Annotated in this window: 18 protein-coding genes; 7 read left to right on the top strand and 11 right to left on the bottom strand. The window is 54.8% G+C overall.

What is annotated here, in order from left to right; translation table 11 throughout:
* Positions 1 to 5: 5 nt before the first annotated feature.
* From JQU52_RS08250 to JQU52_RS08215, 8 genes are all read right to left on the bottom strand, one after another.
* Entirely contained in the window at positions 6 to 380 is a 375-nt protein-coding gene (locus JQU52_RS08250) for a hypothetical protein (RefSeq protein WP_230338039.1), read from the bottom strand.
* A 91-nt stretch (positions 381 to 471) separates the two neighbouring features.
* Entirely contained in the window at positions 472 to 1,257 is a 786-nt protein-coding gene (trpA, locus tag JQU52_RS08245; protein ID WP_230338038.1) for a tryptophan synthase subunit alpha, read from the bottom strand.
* A gap of 72 nt (positions 1,258 to 1,329) precedes the next feature.
* Positions 1,330 to 2,691, bottom strand: coding sequence for a PFL family protein (locus JQU52_RS08240; RefSeq protein WP_230338037.1), 1,362 nt, complete (start codon positions 2,689 to 2,691; stop codon positions 1,330 to 1,332).
* 74 nt (positions 2,692 to 2,765) lie between these two features.
* The gene (locus JQU52_RS08235; RefSeq protein WP_230338036.1) at positions 2,766 to 3,041 is read right to left on the bottom strand and encodes an ACT domain-containing protein; all 276 of its coding nucleotides are present in this window, start codon (positions 3,039 to 3,041) and stop codon (positions 2,766 to 2,768) included.
* A gap of 52 nt (positions 3,042 to 3,093) precedes the next feature.
* Positions 3,094 to 4,296, bottom strand: a complete 1,203-nt coding sequence (trpB, locus tag JQU52_RS08230; protein ID WP_230338035.1) for a tryptophan synthase subunit beta — start codon at positions 4,294 to 4,296, stop codon at positions 3,094 to 3,096.
* A gap of 112 nt (positions 4,297 to 4,408) precedes the next feature.
* Complete coding sequence (locus JQU52_RS08225) at positions 4,409 to 5,026, bottom strand: phosphoribosylanthranilate isomerase (protein WP_230338034.1); 618 nt, start codon at positions 5,024 to 5,026, stop codon at positions 4,409 to 4,411.
* Between the two features lie 45 nt (positions 5,027 to 5,071).
* A complete protein-coding gene (truA, locus tag JQU52_RS08220) occupies positions 5,072 to 5,887 on the bottom strand; it encodes a tRNA pseudouridine(38-40) synthase TruA (RefSeq protein WP_230338033.1) in 816 nt (271 codons plus the stop codon).
* A 111-nt stretch (positions 5,888 to 5,998) separates the two neighbouring features.
* The gene (locus JQU52_RS08215) at positions 5,999 to 8,452 is read right to left on the bottom strand and encodes a FimV/HubP family polar landmark protein (RefSeq protein ID WP_230338032.1); all 2,454 of its coding nucleotides are present in this window, start codon (positions 8,450 to 8,452) and stop codon (positions 5,999 to 6,001) included.
* 459 nt (positions 8,453 to 8,911) lie between these two features.
* On the opposite strand from JQU52_RS08215, the gene JQU52_RS08210 reads away from it, so the two are divergent.
* Genes JQU52_RS08210 through JQU52_RS08190 form a run of 5 tightly spaced genes read left to right on the top strand, consistent with a single transcriptional unit; the run spans position 8,912 to position 11,725 of the window.
* The gene (locus tag JQU52_RS08210) at positions 8,912 to 9,448 is read left to right on the top strand and encodes a septation protein A (RefSeq protein ID WP_230338031.1); all 537 of its coding nucleotides are present in this window, start codon (positions 8,912 to 8,914) and stop codon (positions 9,446 to 9,448) included.
* The gene (locus JQU52_RS08205) at positions 9,445 to 9,738 is read left to right on the top strand and encodes a YciI family protein (RefSeq protein ID WP_230340554.1); all 294 of its coding nucleotides are present in this window, start codon (positions 9,445 to 9,447) and stop codon (positions 9,736 to 9,738) included. Before JQU52_RS08210 ends, JQU52_RS08205 begins: the two co-directional genes overlap by 4 nt.
* Positions 9,735 to 10,010 carry a BolA family protein gene (locus JQU52_RS08200; RefSeq protein WP_230338030.1) on the top strand — a complete coding sequence of 92 codons (276 nt, stop codon included), beginning with the start codon at positions 9,735 to 9,737 and terminating at the stop codon, positions 10,008 to 10,010. The genes JQU52_RS08205 and JQU52_RS08200 overlap by 4 nt, the downstream gene beginning before the upstream one ends.
* A gap of 57 nt (positions 10,011 to 10,067) precedes the next feature.
* Positions 10,068 to 10,931 carry a peptidylprolyl isomerase gene (locus JQU52_RS08195; protein WP_230338029.1) on the top strand — a complete coding sequence of 288 codons (864 nt, stop codon included), beginning with the start codon at positions 10,068 to 10,070 and terminating at the stop codon, positions 10,929 to 10,931.
* 32 nt (positions 10,932 to 10,963) lie between these two features.
* Complete coding sequence (locus JQU52_RS08190) at positions 10,964 to 11,725, top strand: peptidylprolyl isomerase (RefSeq protein WP_230338028.1); 762 nt, start codon at positions 10,964 to 10,966, stop codon at positions 11,723 to 11,725.
* An 80-nt stretch (positions 11,726 to 11,805) separates the two neighbouring features.
* Here JQU52_RS08190 and JQU52_RS08185 read toward each other — a convergent pair whose 3' ends face one another.
* Genes JQU52_RS08185 through JQU52_RS08175 form a run of 3 tightly spaced genes read right to left on the bottom strand, consistent with a single transcriptional unit; the run spans position 11,806 to position 12,807 of the window.
* The gene (locus JQU52_RS08185) at positions 11,806 to 12,141 is read right to left on the bottom strand and encodes a transposase (protein ID WP_230338027.1); all 336 of its coding nucleotides are present in this window, start codon (positions 12,139 to 12,141) and stop codon (positions 11,806 to 11,808) included.
* 20 nt (positions 12,142 to 12,161) lie between these two features.
* Positions 12,162 to 12,335 (bottom strand): hypothetical protein, encoded by a 174-nt coding sequence (locus JQU52_RS08180; RefSeq protein ID WP_230338026.1) that lies wholly within the window; start codon positions 12,333 to 12,335, stop codon positions 12,162 to 12,164.
* 46 nt (positions 12,336 to 12,381) lie between these two features.
* Positions 12,382 to 12,807: an IS110 family transposase gene (locus JQU52_RS08175; RefSeq protein ID WP_230338025.1), complete on the bottom strand. Its 426-nt coding sequence runs from the start codon at positions 12,805 to 12,807 to the stop codon at positions 12,382 to 12,384.
* A gap of 270 nt (positions 12,808 to 13,077) precedes the next feature.
* Between JQU52_RS08175 and JQU52_RS08170 the strand changes: the two genes are divergently transcribed.
* Both JQU52_RS08170 and JQU52_RS08165 read left to right on the top strand, forming a co-directional pair.
* Positions 13,078 to 13,596: a winged helix-turn-helix domain-containing protein gene (locus JQU52_RS08170; protein WP_230338024.1), complete on the top strand. Its 519-nt coding sequence runs from the start codon at positions 13,078 to 13,080 to the stop codon at positions 13,594 to 13,596.
* Entirely contained in the window at positions 13,550 to 14,125 is a 576-nt protein-coding gene (locus tag JQU52_RS08165) for an IS630 family transposase (protein WP_230338023.1), read from the top strand. Before JQU52_RS08170 ends, JQU52_RS08165 begins: the two co-directional genes overlap by 47 nt.

Raw genomic sequence — 14,125 nt, 5'->3', positions numbered from 1 at the left:
CCAGTTTATTCGGCAGCGGGTGCCGGGCAGGCTTTGAGTCCGTTGCCGTTCAGATCGGCCATAAAGGCTTCGGTTTCGGCATTGGATTGCTGGCTGCGGATGGCATCATCAATACGCCGATAGGTTTCGGCATCGTATTTATTCATCACATAATCGGCCATGCAATCGCAATATTGCTGCACGGCGGCGGTTTGTTGCGATTTAGGCCAGCTAGCGGTGCATTCTTGTACAAAAACAGTGCGGTCAGCGCTGCGGTCGTGTTGGGCAGTGCTGGTGGCGGATGCTGAGACTTGCGTTTCGGCTTGTGTTTCGGCTGCCTGCTTTCCGCAAGCACCCAATAAAATGGCCGACAAAGCCAGTACTAATGCAGAACGGTACATGATTAAACTCCCTTGAATGGTTTGCGCTTGATTCCGTTAATTTTTGCCCGGCTAAAGTGGCTTTCAGGCAGCCTGTAAAACCAGCACCGTATCAAGCCAGCGCCTGCTTCAGCTCCGCCACCACCGCTGCCAGTGCGGCCGCTTCGTTGCCGGGGTTGTCGGCAATGGTTTGCACCAAACGGCTGCCCACAATCACCGCATCGGCCACAGCACCCACGGCACGGGCGCCGGCGGCGTCTTTAATGCCAAAGCCCACGCCGATGGGCAACGAAATGGATTGGCGCAAATGCTCAATTTTACGCGAAACCGCGGCGGTATCCAACTGCGCCGAGCCGGTAACGCCTTTGAGCGACACATAATACACAAAACCACCGGCTTTTTGCGCAATGGTTTTTACGCGCGCATCGGTGGTGGTGGGGGCAATTAAAAAGATGCAATCCAGATTGTGTTGCTGTAAGGCTACCTGTAAATCATCAATGCTTTCGGCGGGGCAATCCACGGTGAGCACGCCGTCCACTCCCGCCTGCGCTGCCGCTGCGGCAAAAGCGGCATAGCCCATGCGGTGCACCGGGTTGAGATAGCCCATCAGCACCACCGGTGTGTGCGTATTGTGTTGGCGAAAACGCGCCACCAGCGCCAACACATCAGCCAGGCTCACGCCTTGCGCCAAGGCGCGTTCTGCGGCGGCCTGAATCACCGGGCCGTCGGCCATGGGGTCGGAAAACGGCACGCCCAATTCGATAATGTCGCTGCCGTTTTCGGCCAGGGTGTGCATCAGTGCCAGCGTGGTGTCTAAATCAGGATCGCCGGCGGTGATGTAAGACACCAAGGCGGTGGCACCATTGAGTTCGGCAAAAGTGGGTTGAATGCGGCTCATGTTTGCTTTCTGTGTTTTGGGGTTTCAGGCAGCCTTAGGAGATTAAATCAAGGCTGCCTGAAACCATATCTGTTAATTTTTCATTGCCTGTACCGGCGCCGGAATACGCCCGCCCCGCGCCACAAACACGTCGCAGTTACCGTCTTTCACCGGCATAATCGGCGCGCGTCCCAGCAGGCCGCCGAATTCCACGCTGTCGCCCACGTCTTTGCCCGGCACCGGAATAATGCGCACGGCGGTGGTTTTGCTGTTAATCATGCCGATGGCGGCTTCGTCGGCAATAATGCCGGCAATAGTGGCGGCGCTGGTGTGGCCGGGCACGGCAATCATGTCCAGCCCCACCGAGCACACGGCGGTCATCGCTTCCAGTTTATCCAAGGTGAGCACACCGGCTTCGGCGGCGGCAATCATGCCTTCGTCTTCCGATACCGGAATAAACGCGCCACTCAAACCGCCCACCGATGAAGAGGCCATCATGCCGCCTTTTTTTACCGCATCGTTCAACAGCGCCAAGGCGGCGGTGGTGCCGTGGGTGCCGCACACGCTCAAGCCCATGGCTTCCAAAATACGCGCCACGCTGTCGCCCACCGCCGGGGTGGGTGCCAGTGATAAATCGAGAATGCCAAACGGAATGCCCAGCATTTTGCTGGCTTCGTGGCCAATCAATTCGCCCACGCGGGTGATTTTAAACGCGGTTTTCTTCACCACTTCGGCCACTTCGGTGAGCGTTTGTGCGTCTGAATTGACCAGTGCCGAGCGCACCACACCGGGGCCGGACACGCCCACATTGATGATGCTGCCCGCCTCGCCCGCGCCGTGAAACGCTCCGGCCATAAAGGGGTTGTCTTCCACTGCATTGCAAAACACCACCAGTTTGGCGCAGCCGAAACCTTCGGGGGTGATGGCGGCGGTGTGTTTGATGGTTTCGCCCATCAGCCGCACCGCATCCATATTGATGCCCGCCCGCGTGCTGCCGATGTTTACCGAGCTGCACACAATATCGGTGCTTTGCATCGCTTCGGGAATGGAGCGGATTAGGGTTTCATCGCTGCGGCTCATGCCTTTGTGCACCAGCGCGGAAAAACCGCCGATAAACGACACGCCGATGGCCTTGGCTGCGCGGTCGAGCGTTTGCGCAATGCTCACATAGCTGTCGGCACCGCTGGCGGCGGCGATTTGCGCAATCGGCGTTACCGCAATGCGCTGGTTTACAATCGGCACGCCGTATTTGGCCGACAAATGCTGCGCCGTTTTGACCAGATGCTGGCCGGTGTGGGTGATTTTGGCGTAGATTTTTTGGTTGAGGCGGTCGATGTCGGCATCGATGCAGTCGTGCAAATCGATGCCGATGGTGATGGTGCGCACATCAAAATGCTGGTCGGAAACCATGCGCAGCGTTTCGAGGATTTCAGCGGATTGGATGGAGAAATTCATGCGGTTCTGCTTTATTAAAAAAGGGCGGCGTTGCAGCTAAACTCAATGCTTCAGGCAGCGTTGCAGTGCAAGGGCTACACCCGATGCATGGCATTAAACAGCGCTTCGTCTTGCAAACGCATATCCAACCCCAGCTTTTGGCCTTCGGCCGCCATCAGCGCCATAATGTCTTCTCGACTTTTAGGGCATTGCTCGGTGCCCAGCAGGATAATCATGGTGAAATAATCGTCCATCAACTGCTGGCTGATGTTCACGATATTAAGGCGGTTTTCGGCCAAAATTTTGGCCACTTCATACACAATGCCGATGCGGTTTTTTCCCACCACGGTGAGCACGGAATGTTGAGACATAAGGGTTTCCTTCAAAACACAGGCTACCCGGTTTCAGGTAGCCTGATGGATTTTACAATGCAATGCCTTTTAATTTGGCTACGGTGTTGATGTCTTTATCGCCACGGCCCGACAAATTCACCAAAATCACTTCGTCTGGGCGCATGGCCGGGGCGTTTTCGATGGCCCAAGCCAAGGCATGGCTGGATTCCAGCGCCGGAATAATGCCTTCAAAGCGACACAAGGCGTCAAACGCGGCCAGCGCGGCATCGTCGCTGGCGGCCACATAATCCACGCGACCGATATCGTGCAAATGGCTGTGCTCGGGTCCGATGCCGGGGTAGTCTAAACCGGCCGACACCGAATGCGTGCCCGCCACTTGGCCGTGCTCGTCTTGCATCAAATAGCTGCGAAAACCGTGCAGCACACCGATGGGGCTGCCTGAAGTAATCGGCGCGGCGTGTTGGCTGCCGCTTAATGCGGTGCCGCCCGCTTCCACGCCCACCAGGCGCACATTGGCTTCGCCGATATAAGGGTGAAACAGGCCAATGGCATTGGAGCCGCCACCCACGCAAGCCACCGCCACATCGGGCTGGCGGCCAATCAGCGCCTGCATTTGCTGCTTGGCTTCGTTGCCGATTACGCATTGGAAGTCGCGCACCATTTCCGGATAAGGCATGGGACCGGCGGCGGTGCCGATGATGTAAAAGGTGTCGTCCACCCGCGCCACCCATTCGCGCATGGCTTCATTCATGGCGTCTTTCAGGGTTTTGGAGCCGGATTCCACCGCCACCACTTTGGCACCGAGCAATTTCATGCGGAACACATTGGGCGCTTGGCGCTGGATGTCTTCCGCGCCCATATACACGGTGCAATCCATGCCGAAACGCGCCGCCACCGTGGCCGAAGCCACGCCGTGTTGGCCGGCACCGGTTTCGGCAATCACCCGCATTTTGCCCATGCGCTGTGCCAGCAAGGCTTGGCCGATGGTGTTGTTGATTTTGTGCGCACCGCTGTGGTTGAGGTCTTCGCGCTTAAGGTAAATCTGCGCACCGCCCAAATGGCGGCTCAAACGCTCGGCGTGATATACCGGGCTGGGGCGGCCGACATAGTATTTCAAATCACGCTCAAACGCCGCCCAAAATGCCGGATCCTGCTTGGCTTGGGCATAGGCTTGTTTCAACTCGGCCAAGGCGGCAATCAGCGTTTCCGACACATATTGGCCGCCATGCACGCCAAAAAAACCGTTTTCATCGGGGGAATGGTAGTCTTGCATATTTGCTTTCAATCTCAAGCTGCCTGAAAGGCGGCGTGAAGAAAATCAATCCATCTTAGGCTGCCTGAACGGTTTCAGGCAGCGTTATTTCAATGCACACTAGGCAATACACTCAACCGCCGCGCGCTTGGCGGATAAACGCCGCCATTTTGGCCGCATCTTTAATGCCGGGCGCACTTTCCACGCCGCCGGACACATCCACCGCCACCGCGCCGCTTTGGGCAATTGCCTGCGCCACATTATTAGCATCCAGCCCACCGGCCAGCAGCCACGGCATGGGCATCTGGGCGGGCAGTACACACCAATCGAACCGCTGGCCGGTGCCGCCATATTGGCCGGGTACTGCCGCATCCAATAATAAGGCGCGCGCATCGGCAAAATCGCGGGCAGCCGCATCAATATCGGCCGCCGTCGCCACCCGCACCGCCTTAATATAAGGCCGCGCAAATTGGCGGCAAAAAGCCGCCGTTTCATCGCCGTGAAACTGTAACACATCCAGCGGCACTTGTTGCAACACCGCCGCCACTTCCGCCGCATCGGCATTCACAAACAAACCCACTGCGCTCACCAAGGGCGGTAGCGCCCGCACCACCGCTTGTGCCTGCGCAGCATCCACTGCCCGTTTGCTGCCATTAAAAAACACCAATCCGATGGCATCAACTCCCAAATCGGCGGCCGCCAAAGCGTCTTGCGGGCGGGTAATGCCGCAGATTTTAATGCGTGTATTCATGGATACTTTCTATTGATAATGGCAAGGCTGCCTGAAAACAGCAGCCTATATATCCGGCCACAGCCACGGCGGCAGCGGCGGTGTGCTCATGCCGAATTCCGGCGGGTAATCCACACCGACAAGATACAGGCCGTCGGGCATAAAAGTGGGCGGTGCGGTTTGGCGGCTGCGGGCGGCCAGCAAGTCGGCAAATCCGGCCACACTTAATTTGCCACTGCCCACATACACCAGTGCGCCCACAATATTGCGCACCATATTGTGCAAAAAAGCATTGCCGTGCAAATCCAGCACCATAAACGCGGGGCTGCCGGCCAGGCGGATATTGTATAACGTTTTTATCGGCGATTTGGCTTGGCAAGCAGACGAACGGAAGCTGGAAAAATCATGCTCGCCCACCAATAGCGCCGCCGCTTCACGCATGGCGGCCATATCCAAGGGCAGATGCGTCCAGCCCGCACGGCCACGCAGCAAGGGCGAACGCACGCGGCCGGATTCCAGCACATAACGGTAACGGCGACCAAAGGCATCAAAACGGGCATGAAAATGCGCCACCACCGGCTGAGCAGTCAGCACGCGCACATGTTTGTCGGCCACGGTATTAACGCCGCGCACCCAAGCTTGCTCGCTGCGACGGGCGTGGGTATCGAAATGCACCACCTGCGCAGTGGCATGCACACCCGCATCGGTGCGCCCGGCCACGGTAATGCCCACCGCTTCGGCGGCCACTTCACTGATGGCCGCTTCCAAGGCTGCCTGAACGGTGTAAACGCCATCCGGCTGCTTTTGCCAGCCGTGGAAATAGGCGCCGTTATAAGCCAAGGTCAGCGCCCAGCGTTGTGGGCTTGAGGGGTTATTGATCATCGCAAATCGGTTTCAGGCAGCCTTAAACATGGCCGCCACGTTGGCGCAAAAACCGGCATCATAACAAAAAACGCCCGCAAGGTCTGCGGGCGTTGTGTGCGAACACCAAGCTTAATCGCCCAGCTGCGCCAGCAACGATTTGGCTTCGGCCAAAATCTCGCCATCGGCTTCGGTAATCAGCTCTTGCAAGGTTTTACGGGCGGTTTGTGCGTCGTCAATTTCCAGATACATCTGCGCCAACTCCAGCTTGGCTTCCAGCGGTACCGACAGATTAACGTTGACGGCCGGTTTGGCGGCCATCGGCACCGGCTCCGTCTCTACGGCAAAAATATCCGCCTCAACCATAGCCGCCCCCTGTGACGCCGCTGCCTGATTACCCCCGTCGTCAGTCAAACCTAAAGCACCCCAATCAATATCGGCTACGGCCAAATCTTGATCAGCAGCAGCAAAAGCATGACGCTGGCGGGCATCATCACCCGGATCCGAGCTCTTATGGCCATGAGCAGCCTTTGGCTCGTCGTAATCCAAGGCCACATCCATGCCGTCATCCCAACTCAGGTCTTCCATACCCTCAATCGCATCGACAGAGGCAGCTACAGACGGGCTAGGTTGCGGTTCAACCGCCGGGCTGGTGGTGGCTTCATCGTCCCAAGACAGCAAATCTACATCCAAATCAATATCGGCCACGGCATCGGCCAGCGCTTTATCTGCAGGCGTTGCTGCACCGGCAAGGCTCTGCAGCGGTGTTTCATTACCGGTATTTGCTTGGCTATTTGCTTGGCTGGCCGGATCTACCTGCCATTCAAAGTCGTCGCTGGCAAAAGCCTCATCCAAAGATATTTCGGCCACTTCGGCCTCAACAGCAGGTGCAGTAGGAGTTTCTGCTATAGGCGCAGGAACAACGGGCTCTGGCTCGGAAACTTCTGCCAGAGCACTTTCTTCAAACCACGACCAATCATCCACCGCCTCTTCCGCTGCGGGCGGCTGAGCGGCCGCCACAGTAACCGCTGTTGCCGGCGCTGCCACTTCAGCCGCATCAAATTGCAGCCAGTCGTCATCAGCCGGTGCCGCCCGAGCCGCTACCGGCTCGGGCGAAACACTTTCAGGCACAGTAGGGCTGAATTCTTTTTCGTCAAAAGTCTGTTCGTCCAACCAACCATCATCGTTACTCAATGCAGCTTTACTGCTTGTCGCCGGCTGTGCTGCTGCAGTGGCAGCATCATCCAGCCACGCCCATTCGTTGGCTTGCGCTGCTGTCGGTTTGGCGGCTGGCGCGGGCGACGGTTCAACGGCCATACGGGCTTGCGTAGGCGTTTCCACAGTTTTGATTTGCTGTTCGATATCGGCAAAAACAATATCGTCGTCTTCATTATTCACAGGGGCTGCCGCAGCAGCGGCTACAGCATAAGACGGATCGGCACGGACAGGCTCATCTGCCAACACCACTTCATCGGCGGCCTCTTCTGCTTCGTCAGCACGCGCTTGCTGGCGGCGGCGCAACAGCAGCAATAATGCCAGCAACAGCAGCAAACCACCGCCGCCGAGAATATAAGGCCACAAACCATCCAAAAAGCCTGCTTGCGGCTCCGGTTCAACCACCGGCGTGGGTGGGGGCGGCGGGGGCGCTACCGGTGCCGCCACAACAGCCGAAGCCGCTTCTGCTTCGCTGGCCATGACCGCAGAAGCCGCCAGCGGCTCGGAAGCGGCCACTGGTGCAGATGCTTCTGCCACTGTGGTTTGTGCATCCGCGGGAGTGCTTACCGCTGCAGATGCCGGAGCCGTTGGCTCAGGTGTTGCCGCCATCCCAGCTGCGGGTGCTTCGGGCGCTGTTGTCGGCGCCGCACCTACAGTGGGCGCCGGGCGGCTGATTGGCTGCCTGGCCAATGTGCGCATTTGCTCTGCGCTGGGGATGCGCAAAGTTACGTTTTTGTACATCAAATCAGGATTGCCGTTGCGAAACGCACGCGGATTGGCCTTCACCAAAGCACGCATGGTTTGCCCCAGCGTTAAGCCTTGGGGCTGCACTTTGCGCGCCACATCAATCAAATTTTCTTGCGGCTGTACTGTGTAGCGCTGGCCGGAAAACACCGATGCCGCAGCATTGGTTTGCGCCCGTGCGCTTTGTTGGCCTGCATCCTGCAAAGCGGCACTCACCGCCGCCTTAGCCGCATCGCGACGGCCATCAGCGCTTGTTGCCGGCGGGGTGGCCGCACGCACACGGTAATTGGGCGGATCCATAATGGCACTGTACTGGCGCCCTTGCCCACCCACCACCAGCCCAAAGCTGAGCAAGGGCTCTTGAATTGCTTGGCTGGAGCGCAGACGCAACACCGCGTTATCACCTTGGCGCACCACGGTGGCACGCAGCGGTGCGCCGGTAATCACTGCGGCGCCGTTATTGCTCAGCAACAGCCGTGCTTCTTCGCCGGTAACCACAATGCTGCCGGAAAAAGGCTCTCCCAAGCCCGACTGAACCTGCAAACCGCCTAAGCCCGCCAACACCTGCATGGATACGGCGGCACATAATGAAGCCGCAATGATTTTTATTTGATTACGCTGATTCAAATTTGTCTCCCAACCCGTTCTGAATACAGTGGTATTGCTTTATATCGACGCAGTTGCGGCTGCATATTGATAACCACTGTATTATTTCATTAATTTCATTTGCACTGTGTATCGCCTGATAAGCGCTGCCATCATAGCGTTTTCTGATGCCTGCTGCCAAGCGCATTGGTTAATTTATATTGTTTTTTCACAAACAAACAAGCTGATTGTTTGCAAATCGTAACAAATTCCGCTGTAATTTGATGCATTTTCACGCACCAAACCGCCAAAGTTAAGCAGAAAACCGTGTGCAGCCTGCCGTCAACCACAAATCGCCTCGCCATAAAGCGCTGGCTGCTGTTATTATTCGGCACGATTTTAAATCGCCCAGGCCAAAGCACCTTAACATTACGTAAAGGCTGCCTGAAGCCTGCTATGCGATATAAACTTTAGATTTTTATTTTTCAAAGATACGGATTTATGAAAGCGCTTTTTGAACTATTGGTTGTTATTCTGTTTTTTATCACTTATGTATTCACCAAAAACATCGTATTGGCCACCGCCGTGGCACTGGTAGCCGGGGTAATTCAGGCAGCCTTTATTTGGATAAAATACAAAAAGCTGCAAACCATGCAATGGGTTAGCCTATTGCTGATTGTGATTTTCGGCGGCGCCACCATTGTTTTCAAAGATGCCCACTTTATTATGTGGAAACCGAGCATTTTATTCTGGTTACTCGCTGCCGCCCTACTGGCCTCGCAGCTGCTGGGCAAAAATGCACTGCAAGCCACCATGGGCAAAGAAATTACCCTGCCCGATGCGGTTTGGCGTAAACTCACCTTTGCATGGGTATTGTTTTTGGCTATGATGGGCGTACTCAATTTGTGGGTAGCGTACCGCTTTACCGAAGCGCAATGGGTTAATTACAAGTTATTCGGCAGCACCGGCCTGTTGATTGCATTTGTGCTGGTGCAAACCGCCTACCTCAGCCGTTTTATACCGAAGGAACCAAACTGATGTTGTTTATGTTGCTGGCCACCGATGCCGACGATACCTTAGAAGCGCGCCTGGCGGCCAGACCGCAACACTTGGCGCGTTTACAGCAATTGCAAGACGAAAATCGCCTGATCTTGGCCGGCCCCAACCCCCTGCCCGGCAACGACGCCGCCTTTTCAGGCAGCCTGATTGTGGCCGACTTTGCCTCACTGGATGAGGCCGAAGCCTGGGCGCAGCAAGACCCCTATGTCGACGCCGGGGTGTATGCCGAAATTCTGATTCGCCCGTTTAAGAAAGTATTGCCCGCATGAACATCGAAGCCGAAATAAAGCAACGCCTAGACAGCTTAGCACCGCTTTATTTTGAATTGCACAACGACAGCCACCTGCACACCGGACACGCCGGCAATACCGGCGGTGGCCATTACCGCTTGCTGGTGGTGAGCGAAGCGTTTTCCAAGCAAAGCCGCTTGGCAAGGCAACGCTTGGTAAAAGACAAGCTGCACGACCTATTCCCCCACCGCATCCATGCTTTGAGCATCAAGGCCTCCAGCCCAGAAGAATACTTTCACCACAGCACATAAACGCCAGAACGCATTATATTATTGATTACTTACCGACTTAACCAGAAAGCCATAACCATGAAAAAACAACTGCTTGCCGCCTTACTTATCACCGCCTTCAGTGGCGCCGCTCTGGCGCAAACCGTGGCCACCGTGAACGGCACCAAAATCGACAGCACCGAAGTAGATGCCCAAGTGCAAATGCTCAGCCGCGAAAGCCAAGGCCAAGTGCAAGATTCGCCCGAATTGCGCCAAAGCATCACCAAACGCCTGATTACCCGCACCCTGATGATTCAGGAAGCCAAGCGCCTGAAAATTGACCAAAGCCCACAGTACAAGGCCGCACTGGATGAAGCCATGGCCGAAGCCAAGAAATTGGGCGACGACAAAAAGCCCGGCTTCAAACAAGACTGGGCCACCTTCCAAGACAACTTGCTCACCCGTGCTTTTTTAGCCGCCGTGGTGGGCAGCCACCCGGTTACCCCCGAAGAAACCCAAGCCGTATATAACGATGTGAGCCAACATTACAAAGGCAGCCAAGAAGTACAATTGGGCGAAATCGTGACCCGCAGCAATGAAGATGCTCAAAAAGCCATTGATGCACTTAAAGCCCGCAAGAGCTTTAAATCGGTGGCCAGCCAGTACACTATCGACCCGGCCGGCAAAGCCGCCGGCGGTATTCCCAAGTCTTATGTAGCACTGAAAGACCTGGAACAAAGCGCACCCCCGCTCTATGCCGCCGTGAAAGACCTGAAAAAAGGCCAATACACCACTACCCCGCTGCAAGGCAACGGCATTTTTGCGGTGTTTTACATCAACGACAAACGCGCGGTAAAAGTGCCCTCGTTCAAAGAGCTGGAACCACAACTGGTGCAACGCCTGCAAGAAGCCCGCGTAGAAGCCGCCATCGGCAGCCTCTACCAAAAAGCCACCATCAAATAACCCAACACAACCTCTGCTAAGGAACACCCCGTATGAAACGTTTTACCCCGTGGTTGGCCGGTTTGAGCATGATTGCCGCCGGCTTGGCGCTGGCCGAAGCACCCAAAGTGGATCAAGCACGCATTGATGCGATGCTGAAACAAGTACAGGCGCAAATGGCCGCTCAGCCTCAGCAGCCCGGCGCACCGTTGCCAAACAAAGCACAGCTCACGCAAGACATCACCCGCGAATTGCAAACCGTGGATGTGCTGCAAGCCGAGGCCGTAAAAGCCGGTTTGGACAAACAGCCGGACATTCAGGCCGGGCTGGCCAACTTGCAGGCGCAATACTACGCCAATGCCTATGTTGATCATTTAAGAGCCAAAATCGAAGTGAGCGACAGCGATTTGCGCCAAACCTACGATGTGCTCAGCCGCGAAATCAAACTGTTGCCGATAGAGTTCGAAAGCGAAGCCGCCGCCAAAGCCGGTTTGGAACGCCTGAAAAAAGGCCTCAGCTTTGAAGCGCTGATGAAAGAAGTGAATCCGCAATCGCCCACCGATGTGTGGATGAACCCGCAACAACTGCCGCCGCCGGTAGCGCACATCGCCAGCTTGCTCAAAGACGGCCAAATTACCGGCGATGTGGTGAATTTGGAAGGCCACTATTATTTGTTTAAACTGGCCGGCGCCCGCCGCAGCGCCGATGCGCCGCCGTTTGAGCAAGTGAAAGAGCAATTGCGCAATCAGGCACGCCAGCAAAAAGTGCAAGCCGAAATTGCCAAACTGCTGCAAGAAAAAGGCATTCAGCCTTAATTTGATTTTCAGGCAGCCCAAACAAAACCCCGATAAATTTATCGGGGTTTTGTTTGGGCCGGCAGATACCATCTCTCGCATCAAGCCGCAATGGTTATTTTGGCCTGATATTCGCATTGGTGCTTCAACACACCAAAGCAAATCTGTACCAAGCGGCGCATCGCTGCGCCGATGGTCTGCATTTCCGTTTTGTTTCTGGCTTTCAGTCTGCGGTAATGCGCGTTAATATCCGGATTCCACGTTTTTGCAACCACCGCAGCCATATACAACTTAGCTCGTATGACCGAACTGCCCCGCTTGGAAAGCATGGCTTTGCCTTTGTGTTTGCCGGATTCCCGTTTTTTCGGCACCAATCCCAAATAGGCAGCCATTTGCGAGGCGGAGGTAAAATGTTTGCTATGATAGAGCGCAACCATGCGCAATGAAACCACTTCACCTACACCGGGTATGCTGCGCAGTAAAGCACGGTCTTTTTCAAATCAGGATGCCGGTCAATATGTTGTTCGATTTCCTGTGTGATGGTGCCGATCTGCTGCTTCAAATTGGTCTGCATGGTGCTGATGGACTGGCTGACCGCTTCGGGAACAGCGCTGAATCCGGCTTTCTCCATGCGGTTGTCTTCACGCTGCGATCGCTTTGCAGCGCATCTAGACGGGCTAGTAGTGCGTTGAGCCGCTTGATGTGGGTGCAGCAGGCTGCCATTGGCGTACTTTGTGGTGCATGAGGCGGTCAATACCGGCTCTGGCCAGTGACTGGCTATCAGCCTTATCGGTTTTGTGCAAGCTGTCGTATTTGGCATAATGGGCACTGTCGGCAGGATTAAGCAGATAAACGGCGATGCCTTTGTTATGCAGGTACTCTGCCAATGCTTCGTGGTAAACGCCGGTGGCTTCCATGAAAATTTTGAGTAGGCTTAAGTCTTCACCGATGTTTTTATACAGCCATTCTGTCAGTTGGTTAAAGCCTTGGAGGTGGTTTGGCAATGCTTTGGTTTTGATTTTACTGCTGCCAATGTCGCGGATAAGAGCACAATCTAGTTTGTTTTTGCTGATGTCGATGCCCAATACTTGGAAGTTCATCATAATCTATCCTTATTTATGCAGTGTCTTGCGGGCGCTGCCGCGCACTTGGATACCATTCAGATTGTAGGATGAGGTGTATGGCAGTGTTATCTACATTTCAGTGTCGGGCACTTGGGTCGGATACAGTTTGCTGCCATACGGGGCGGGAATAATACGCGTTTTACTCACCGCTTGAGAGATACAAGGTCGGATGGTACTGTCAAACTGCTTTTATACCAATTCTAAAAAACAATATAATAAAACCCAAGCCCAAACACCCCAAACACCACCATGCCCAAACTAACACCCCGCAAACACCAGCTGAATGATCATGATTTTTTGAAACTGTCCAAAACAGAGTCAAATCCGAGAGCGCGGATCAAATTGCTGATGCTGCATCAACTAAGCTTGAGTCACAGCTTAGACAGCATTGCACAAACCTTTGGCTATCATCAACAAAGCATCAGCGTCATCAGAAAGCACTATTGGCTGTATGGGCTGGACAGCATCTACGACAAACCCGGCAGAGGCCGCAAAAGCCTGTTGGCCGAAAAAGACATCGAAGCCTTTAAGCAAGCCATTGTAGAACAACAACAGCAAAGGGGCGGCGGCAGGCTGACTGCTGTTGATATTGCCCGTATTGCCAAAGAAGACTTTAAGACCGACTACACACCGAAAGGCATTTACGGCTTATTGTCCCGCATCGGCATCAGCTGGGTATCTGCCCGCAGCCGGCATCCCAAAGCGAATCAGCAGGCAATGGATGATTTTAAAAAACTTCGTAAACCATGTTCGGACAGTGCTGCCTGAACATATTGAGTTGTCTGACGTAGACATCTGGTTTCAAGATGAAACCCGTATCGGCCAGCAAGGATCCATCACCCGGGTTTGGCACTATTGCGGCCAAAGGCCGAGGGTCGTACGCCAACAGCAATTTGAGTCTGCCTACCTGTTTGGGGCATTCTGCCCCTCAACCGGCAACAGTGTGGGTTTGGTATTGCCGTATGTGAATAAGCAAGCCATGCAGCTACATATGCAGCACATCAGCAAGGAAGTACCGGAGGGTCGTCATGCAGTGGTGGTTATGGATGGTGCTTTATGGCATCAAGCCGATTTAAACCTACATAACGTGACGATGCTGAAACTGCCGCCGTATTCACCGGAATTGAATCCGTCTGAACAGATATGGCAGTATTTAAAGCAGCATGATTTATCGAACCGATGCTTTGATGGTTATGATGCGATTGTAGATGCTGCTTGTGTGGCTTGGAATCGGTTGCGTGTACAGCTTGAATTGATTCGGTCGATTACCTCTAGGGCTTGGTCTATTGTATGTTAA

This window comes from Paralysiella testudinis, from assembly GCF_016894345.1.
Lineage (GTDB): Bacteria > Pseudomonadota > Gammaproteobacteria > Burkholderiales > Neisseriaceae > Paralysiella > Paralysiella testudinis.
Note: the sequence above shows the minus strand (reverse complement) of the source record. Positions and strands in the feature narration are given on the sequence as shown.

Coding starts and splice junctions, on each gene's coding strand:
- JQU52_RS08250 (WP_230338039.1), bottom strand. CDS start 380: ATGTACCGTTCTGCATTAGTACTGGCTTTGTCGGCCATTTTATTGGGT.
- trpA (WP_230338038.1), bottom strand. CDS start 1,257: ATGAGCCGCATTCAACCCACTTTTGCCGAACTCAATGGTGCCACCGCC.
- JQU52_RS08240 (WP_230338037.1), bottom strand. CDS start 2,691: ATGAATTTCTCCATCCAATCCGCTGAAATCCTCGAAACGCTGCGCATG.
- JQU52_RS08235 (WP_230338036.1), bottom strand. CDS start 3,041: ATGTCTCAACATTCCGTGCTCACCGTGGTGGGAAAAAACCGCATCGGC.
- trpB (WP_230338035.1), bottom strand. CDS start 4,296: ATGCAAGACTACCATTCCCCCGATGAAAACGGTTTTTTTGGCGTGCAT.
- JQU52_RS08225 (WP_230338034.1), bottom strand. CDS start 5,026: ATGAATACACGCATTAAAATCTGCGGCATTACCCGCCCGCAAGACGCT.
- truA (WP_230338033.1), bottom strand. CDS start 5,887: ATGATCAATAACCCCTCAAGCCCACAACGCTGGGCGCTGACCTTGGCT.
- JQU52_RS08210 (WP_230338031.1), top strand. CDS start 8,912: ATGAAAGCGCTTTTTGAACTATTGGTTGTTATTCTGTTTTTTATCACT.
- JQU52_RS08200 (WP_230338030.1), top strand. CDS start 9,735: ATGAACATCGAAGCCGAAATAAAGCAACGCCTAGACAGCTTAGCACCG.
- JQU52_RS08195 (WP_230338029.1), top strand. CDS start 10,068: ATGAAAAAACAACTGCTTGCCGCCTTACTTATCACCGCCTTCAGTGGC.
- JQU52_RS08190 (WP_230338028.1), top strand. CDS start 10,964: ATGAAACGTTTTACCCCGTGGTTGGCCGGTTTGAGCATGATTGCCGCC.
- JQU52_RS08185 (WP_230338027.1), bottom strand. CDS start 12,141: ATGGTTGCGCTCTATCATAGCAAACATTTTACCTCCGCCTCGCAAATG.
- JQU52_RS08180 (WP_230338026.1), bottom strand. CDS start 12,335: ATGGAGAAAGCCGGATTCAGCGCTGTTCCCGAAGCGGTCAGCCAGTCC.
- JQU52_RS08175 (WP_230338025.1), bottom strand. CDS start 12,807: ATGATGAACTTCCAAGTATTGGGCATCGACATCAGCAAAAACAAACTA.
- JQU52_RS08170 (WP_230338024.1), top strand. CDS start 13,078: ATGCCCAAACTAACACCCCGCAAACACCAGCTGAATGATCATGATTTT.
- JQU52_RS08165 (WP_230338023.1), top strand. CDS start 13,550: ATGATTTTAAAAAACTTCGTAAACCATGTTCGGACAGTGCTGCCTGAA.